General features: G+C 66.2%; 8 protein-coding genes. 1 reads left to right on the top strand and 7 read right to left on the bottom strand.

The features are described 5' to 3' along the window. The first annotated feature begins 268 nt into the window (after nt 1–268). Entirely contained in the window at nt 269–880 is a 612-nt protein-coding gene (locus tag ACFFII_RS02180; RefSeq protein WP_377697249.1) for a hypothetical protein, read from the top strand. A gap of 137 nt (nt 881–1017) precedes the next feature. Here ACFFII_RS02180 and ACFFII_RS02175 read toward each other — a convergent pair whose 3' ends face one another. From ACFFII_RS02175 to ACFFII_RS02145, 7 genes are all read right to left on the bottom strand, one after another. Next, entirely contained in the window at nt 1018–1410 is a 393-nt protein-coding gene (locus ACFFII_RS02175) for a ParB/RepB/Spo0J family partition protein (RefSeq protein WP_377697248.1), read from the bottom strand. Next, nucleotides 1407–1568: a hypothetical protein gene (locus ACFFII_RS02170; RefSeq protein WP_377697247.1), complete on the bottom strand. Its 162-nt coding sequence runs from the start codon at nt 1566–1568 to the stop codon at nt 1407–1409. The genes ACFFII_RS02175 and ACFFII_RS02170 overlap by 4 nt, the downstream gene beginning before the upstream one ends. A 154-nt stretch (nt 1569–1722) precedes the next feature. Beyond that, nucleotides 1723–3051 (bottom strand): recombinase family protein, encoded by a 1329-nt coding sequence (locus tag ACFFII_RS02165; protein ID WP_377697246.1) that lies wholly within the window; start codon nt 3049–3051, stop codon nt 1723–1725. After that, nucleotides 3048–3509 carry a DUF2924 domain-containing protein gene (locus ACFFII_RS02160; RefSeq protein ID WP_377697245.1) on the bottom strand — a complete coding sequence of 154 codons (462 nt, stop codon included), beginning with the start codon at nt 3507–3509 and terminating at the stop codon, nt 3048–3050. The genes ACFFII_RS02165 and ACFFII_RS02160 overlap by 4 nt, the downstream gene beginning before the upstream one ends. Before the next feature lie 590 nt (nt 3510–4099). Continuing rightward, on the bottom strand, nt 4100–4525 hold the full coding sequence (locus ACFFII_RS02155) for a helix-turn-helix domain-containing protein (RefSeq protein WP_377697244.1): 426 nt from the start codon (nt 4523–4525) through the stop codon (nt 4100–4102). Beyond that, entirely contained in the window at nt 4515–5402 is an 888-nt protein-coding gene (locus ACFFII_RS02150) for a DUF7146 domain-containing protein (RefSeq protein ID WP_377697243.1), read from the bottom strand. The genes ACFFII_RS02155 and ACFFII_RS02150 overlap by 11 nt, the downstream gene beginning before the upstream one ends. Before the next feature lie 606 nt (nt 5403–6008). Next, nucleotides 6009–6295, bottom strand: a 287-nt coding sequence (locus ACFFII_RS02145; RefSeq protein WP_377697242.1) for a hypothetical protein, incomplete at its 5' end; no start/stop codon positions are given.

Genomic DNA, 6295 nt, shown 5'->3' with positions numbered 1-6295 from the left:
GCGGTGAGGATGCAGGCTGCGTGACGGCGGCAGAGGCATCGTTCGGCCCGTATCCGATCCAGCCAGTGGTCGCGCTATCATTTTCCACCGCCCTGTCGAAGACCGATGATCTGCCGGGTCGCGTTCGGCGTTACGACAGGCCTCGAGGATCACCTCGCATCTTCCAGCAACGGTCTGGGCCGATTCTCAGTGGAACAGACCCAAGGCTCCTGGAATGTCATGAGGACCACCTTCCAGACGTGATCCTATCGGCCGAGGAGGCAACAATATGACACGGTGGACCCACCTTGAGGGCACGGAGATCTGGAACGCGGCCCGGGCGGCCCATGCCGAGCCCAAGGGCCGACATTACCACAACTTCGATCATGTCGAGCGGCTTTACGAGATCGCGGCGGAGCAGCGCGTCCCGTACGACCTTGCCCTCGATCTCGCGATCCTGATCCATGACGTCATCTACGACGACCAGCCCGACAAGGAGCGGCGCAGTGCCGACTGGATGCTCGGCTTCGCTCCTGTGCCTCCCGATGCGGCCTGGCAGAGGGCTGCCGACCTGATCCTCAGCACCATCCACCATGGCCCCGGCGGCGACGATCGCTTGGAGTTGCTCGATCTTCATGACTTCGGCGACCTCGAGCGTGGCCTGCGCAACCGCGAACGCCTTGCCCGCGAATTCGAGGAACTCGCCGGGGTCAAGCGCGAGAGCTTCCTTGCCGGCAACACGGCCTTCATGGCGAAGATGGCCGACAGGATCGAGGAAGAGCTGGATCTTGCACCGGAGGAGACGCGCGACGACTGGGCGCGCATCGCCTTCGGCATCCGCGCGCTGCTGGCGCATGAGGCAGAATCGCAGCAGCCCGGCAGGCCCGAAAAGGGCGCCTGAGCATGAGTTCTGGCGCCAGCCCGGAGCTGGCCGCCGACAGCTATGTTGAACAAGGGCAATGCGTCGCTTGTTGCGCGACTCTCAGAGCGGACACTTGCATTACCGCGCCGCACGGCGGGAGGTTTGCTCTGGGCCGGTTACCTTCTGGCCGCTAATTTGGTGCGCTGCTCGTCCCACTCGACCGGAAGCGGTCGCAGCAGCCGAGCCAGCGTGACCTCCGGCCCTTGCCGGCCATCCAGAATGGCCTCCACGATGTCGGGCGCGAGCAGCGTCAGTTGCATCATCCGGCTGACGTAGGACACCGCGATACCCTCTCGCTCCGCTACCTCGGCGATGGTCAGGCAGGCTCCGCTGTCCAGCATCCGCCTCCACCGGAAGGCCCGTGCAAGCGCCCGGACCAGTGTGCCGTCCGTCCGGCTTGGTTGCGGTGCATCCGGAGGCAGCACCATCTCCTTGCGCCCGCCGCGCCTGGTGATGCGGAAGGGGATCTGAAGGGTCAGGGTGTCGGGCAGGGGCGCTGCGTGTCTCATGCGGCATGCTCCGGTTCGCCGGGCTGCACCCCATGCTGACCGCCTGAACATCCGTTCTGCCGGGGACGGGTTTTCAGGCGGTCGGTGACGGTGGTCAGGCGAGAGACGCGCGGACCCAAAAGGGCCAGAACGCCTGAAATTGCTGCTTTGAAGCTCATGCGGCACGCTCCGGAACACTGACGTGCGCGCCTGGCCGACCGCCTGAAAACCCGATTACCCGGCGCCGGCTTTTCAGTCGCGGGGCAGTAAGCTCCAGGCGTACCTTCAGGAGCTCGACGAGGGCCAGGCCAAGTGATGCCCAAGCAACGCCCATCATGCCGCCCGCTCCAGCTCACCGGCCTGCATCTCCCGCGTCAGCCCCACGAGCCCGTCGACCCGGAGCCGGACCGTCAGCCCCTCGGGCCCGATGTCCACGCGCTCGACGAGCAGGGAGACGATCCGCGCCTGCTCGGCCGGGAAGAGCTCATCCCAGAGCGGATCAAGCTGCTGAAGGGCCACGCGGGCATCCTCCTCGGTGATCCCGTGCGCCTGCTCCCGTGCCGCCCGCCACGTCCCGGCAATGATCTCGGGCTGGCGGAACACCGCACGCAGCTGGCCCAGCACGGCCGCCTCGATCTCGCCTGCAGGCACCCGGGCAATGGGGCAGGCGCCGGCCCCATGCTTCAGCACCGACTGGCTAACATAATATCGATAGAGCCGGTCTCCCTTGCGGGCGTGGGTGGGCGAGAAGGCGGCACCGTCGGGCCCGTAGAGCAGGCCCTTGAGGAGGGCAGGGGTGTCGGCCCGGGTGCGGGCCGCACGCTTGCGCGGACTTTCCTTGAGGATCGCGTGGATCTTGCCCCAGGTGTCCCGGTCGATGATGGCGTCGTGCTCGCCCGGATAGCTCGCCCCCTTGTGGACAGCCTCGCCGATGTAGGCGCGATTGCTGAGCATGCGGTAGAGGTACTTCTTGTCGATCCGGTTGCCGCGGGACGTCCGGAGACTGCGCTGGGCCACTTCGCGCGCCAGTTCGGTGCAGGAGCCCAGCTCGAGGAAGCGGGCGAAGATCCAGCGCACATGGCTGGCATGCTCCTCATCGACCACCAGCCTGCGGTTCTCGACCCGGTAGCCCCAGGGCGGCACCCCGCCCATCCAGATCCCCTTCCGGCGGCTGGCCGCGACCTTGTCGCGGATCCGCTCGGCGGTGACCTCGCGCTCGAATTGGGCGAAGGAGAGCAGGATGTTCAGCGTCAGCCGGCCCATGGAGGTGGTGGTGTTGAAGGACTGCGTGACCGAGACAAAGGTGACGCCGGTGCGGTCGAAGACCTCGACCAGCCGGGCAAAGTCTGCGAGCGAGCGCGACAGGCGGTCGATCTTGTAGACGACCACCACGTCGACGAGGCCGTCCTCGATGTCGGCCATGAGCTGCTGCAGGGCAGGGCGCTCGAGCGTGCCGCCGGAGACGCCGCCATCGTCATAGCGCTCCCGCACCAGCGCCCAGCCTTCGGAGCGCTGCGAGGCGATGTAGGCCTCGCAGGCCTCGCGCTGGGCATGCAGGCTGTTGAACTCCTGTTCGAGTCCCTCTTCCGAGGACTTGCGGGTGTAGACCGCGCAGCGGAGCTTGCGCACGATCTTCGGCTTGTCGGTCGCGCGCGTGCTCATGCCGCGCTCCGGTGGTTCTTGAGCCCGAAGAACACCGGCCCGCTCCAGCGGGTGCCGGTGATGGCACGTGCCACGGCGGAGAGCGAGCGATAGGGGCGGCCCTGCCACTCGAAGCCGTCGCTCGTCACCGTCACGACCTGCTCGACGCCCTGCCACTCGCGCAGGAGCCGGGTTCCGGTGATCGGCATCAGCTCGGGCTGGGCTGGACCCCAGCCCCGGCCCTTGCCCTTCTCCTCAAGCGCCGCCCCCAGCCGCTCGAGCCGGCGCAGGGTCTCAGGCTTCAGGCCACCAAAGGCCAGTTCCTGCAGGCGGTAGGCGAGCCGGCGCTCGAGATGGCGGCGGTTGAAGGACGGCGGCTCGGCTCCGAAGAGCTCGCGCCACTGCGTCTTCAGTTCAGCCGTGGTGGCGGTCTTCAGCGACGCAAGCCGCGCCGGAATGGGATCGATGTCAGTCGTCACGGGAAAACTCTCTCTTCGTCGGCATGGCGGCACTACCGCTCTGTCCGCACCCGATGTGTAGTCGGGCGGTTGGCATGGGGGCGAACTGTCTCCGAAACGTCGCGATGGCGGGCCTGCAGGCGCACCAGCCCGTAGCCCAATAGCCTGCAGAGCTCCTGCCGGCGCTCTGAGGGTGTCATGTGCGCGGGCGGCAGCGGATTGGAGCCACGGGTCATCAGGTGCTCTCCTGTTCGCGCGCGGGATGGAAACCCCGGCGGCACGGCTGGAAACCCGGCGGACACCTCGTGGAAACCTCGTGGAAACCCGCATTATCGCCTGCAACTGGAGATCTCGCGGGCAAACGCCCCCCGCAGGGAAAAAACCGCCGGAAGGACCCGGAGTGGCCGGCTGTCACCACCTCGTCCGGCTCCGGCTGTTCCCGTGAAAAGAAAAGGCGGCGGGCGGGAGAGGACTGGTCTTTCATTGTTTCCCCTTGTCCTTCTCACCCGTCAGGACATCCGGTCTGGGTCGGGCACGATCGCGGCCAAGTCTGGGAGACGGATCCTCCTCTTGCCTGAAGTGGTTTTTTTCTTTCACGGCAGATTCCAGGTTCACTTCCCGGTTCCCTTCCCGGTTTGTTTCCGACCTGCCGGAGGGGCGCTGTCCGACTGACTGGAGGGGGCCTCTCCAGCGGCCCGGAGAGGGGTGGATCGGCCGCCGCGCGCAGCCGGGCTCTGCCGACCTGCGGACCGATTGTCCTCATGCGCCTGAGGAAACTCGTACTGGGTGGTGCGGGCCGCTCCCGTCTTCGGGTCAAACCGACGAATGCGCCGGATCAGTCCCTTATCCTCGAGGATCCGCAGATGCGCATTGATGGTCGAGACCGACAGGTTGCAGGCCTGCGCCAGCCTCTTCTGGCTTGGATCGCATTGCCCGCGCTCCTTGTTGCGGCAGTCCGCGAGCTTGATGAGGACGAGCTGGGTCGTGGGGTGGAGGTCCTGCTGCTTCATCGCCCAGCTAAGCGTGTCAAACGCCATGGCGCGCTCCTTTCCGTTCGATCAGCACGTCGTTCCAGTCGCGCCCCTCCGGCGCGGGGTTCATCTCCACGCTCCAGCCGAGACGGACCGCGCGCACGCGCAGCGCCTCTCCAGCCCTGCGCCCGGCCTCGTCTCCATCCGTCGCCACCACGAGGTGGCCCGGCACCTCCGGCAGGCTGAGTGCGCCGAGGTTGGGCGCCGTCAGTGCCGCCCAGAGGGTGGCGGAGCCGATATCGAGAAGGCCCGGCAGCGACAGTGCCGTCTCGATCCCCTCGGCAACCACCATAGGACCGGGCCCTGCCTGCAGGGTCACATGGCCGCCACGAGTGCCGCCGAGCATCATCTTCTGCTCGCGCTCCGGCAGGTCGGCCCTGCCGGAGCCGTCCGGGCGCAGGTAGGTCCGCAGGACCGCGAACCCGGGCCCAGCTTCGATCAGGGCGATGAGCACAGGCAGGTTCCGGCGCGAGGGGCTGTGCCAGGTGCGGGCGTTGTAGCGGAGCGTGGGCGGCAGGGTGCCTTCGATCTTCCGGACCTCACGGAGGTAGGTCTCGGCCGGCGTGCCCGTGATCGGTGCGGACGCCTGCCACAGCTGCTTCGCGTAGCCAGAGGTCCTGGCCGTATCGGCTGCACCAGCAGAACTGCGCGGAGACCCGTCCTCGCGACGGCGCTTGCGGGCAATGCCGGCCGCGCGCAGCACCTCCGTGAACCGGCAGTCCGACTTCTTGCAGTGGAGCATCAGGCGGCCCTGACGATCGCTCAAGGTCAATGCAGTCTGATCCTTGCGGCGCTCGGGCTGGCACACGGGACAGGCGGCAGTGCCAAAGCTCCCGTACCAGCAGCCGCCCAGCGCCGCGGTGATGTCGCGTGCCTCGCTCACGGCCACACCTCCCAAGGGCTGCAGCAATCCAGCGCTGCGACACCCGGGTGTTGCCAGCGGATCCGGCACTCACGCGGGTGCAAAGGAACGTGAAATTCGTCGGCCGCTCGTCTGAACGAGAGCCATCTGCGGCGCTCTCGGATTGCGGCATGCCTTTCCGGCAGCCTCAGGATTTTCCTGGGCATTTCTGCAAATCTCCATGCGTTCTGAGCACGCTCGGGAGCTAAGCAGAGGCTAGGGGGAAGGGGTCAACCCAACGGATAGAGAGGGGCGAGGGGGCTGCTGCGACCCGAATGGGATATGCTGCAAAGTTCTGCAAATTCGTGACACGCCATGAGACGGGGTGGGACGGGTTTGCAATGTTCTGCAGCGGCCTGCAGCGTCGTGCCGTGAGGATATGATTTCCTGATTATCACGGTGATGTGATGATTGCACCTACTCCGTCTTGCCTCGATGAAGGGGTCGAAGAGCAAAGGTCAGAGTGTACAGTTCCCGATTCGGGTTCTGTGAGGCAGTTAGGGAGCCGCGATGCACCGCTCTTGCGATACGGGAAGGCACGATGGGCGAGATGACTTCTGCTCGAATGACCTTCTTACGCGCTGCAATTTATCTGAAATCCCGTGGCTTCACCTTGATCGTGTCGAGATGGAGGTCGCGGACATACATGTTGCGGGCGCGCAGCCCGGTAGAGGACCCCGCATGTGGTTCGCGCACTGCTGACGTGTTGCGGCTTTTGCGTTCGCGCTCCTGCAGCACACCATCTGCGCTCCCCTCGCACATTCCCACGCTGGCCAGTTCCCCTGACAGGTCGGTGATCCCGTGGACCACCAGATGGACGACCTCACCTTCTCGCTGAACCCGCACCTTCACGGCGATCATGGGGGCAGTGAGGA

It is taken from the genome of Paracoccus niistensis (genome assembly GCF_042432925.1).
GTDB classification, from domain to species: Bacteria; Pseudomonadota; Alphaproteobacteria; order Rhodobacterales; family Rhodobacteraceae; genus Paracoccus; species Paracoccus niistensis.
The sequence above is the reverse complement of the archived record's forward strand: the minus strand, read 5'-3'. Positions and strand labels throughout refer to the sequence as shown.

Excerpts from the sequence above, each read along its gene's own strand:
- ACFFII_RS02180 (WP_377697249.1), top strand. The coding sequence starts at position 269 with ATGACACGGTGGACCCACCTTGAGGGCACGGAGATCTGGAACGCGGCC.
- ACFFII_RS02175 (WP_377697248.1), bottom strand. The coding sequence starts at position 1,410 with ATGAGACACGCAGCGCCCCTGCCCGACACCCTGACCCTTCAGATCCCC.
- ACFFII_RS02170 (WP_377697247.1), bottom strand. The coding sequence starts at position 1,568 with ATGAGCTTCAAAGCAGCAATTTCAGGCGTTCTGGCCCTTTTGGGTCCG.
- ACFFII_RS02165 (WP_377697246.1), bottom strand. The coding sequence starts at position 3,051 with ATGAGCACGCGCGCGACCGACAAGCCGAAGATCGTGCGCAAGCTCCGC.
- ACFFII_RS02155 (WP_377697244.1), bottom strand. The coding sequence starts at position 4,525 with ATGGCGTTTGACACGCTTAGCTGGGCGATGAAGCAGCAGGACCTCCAC.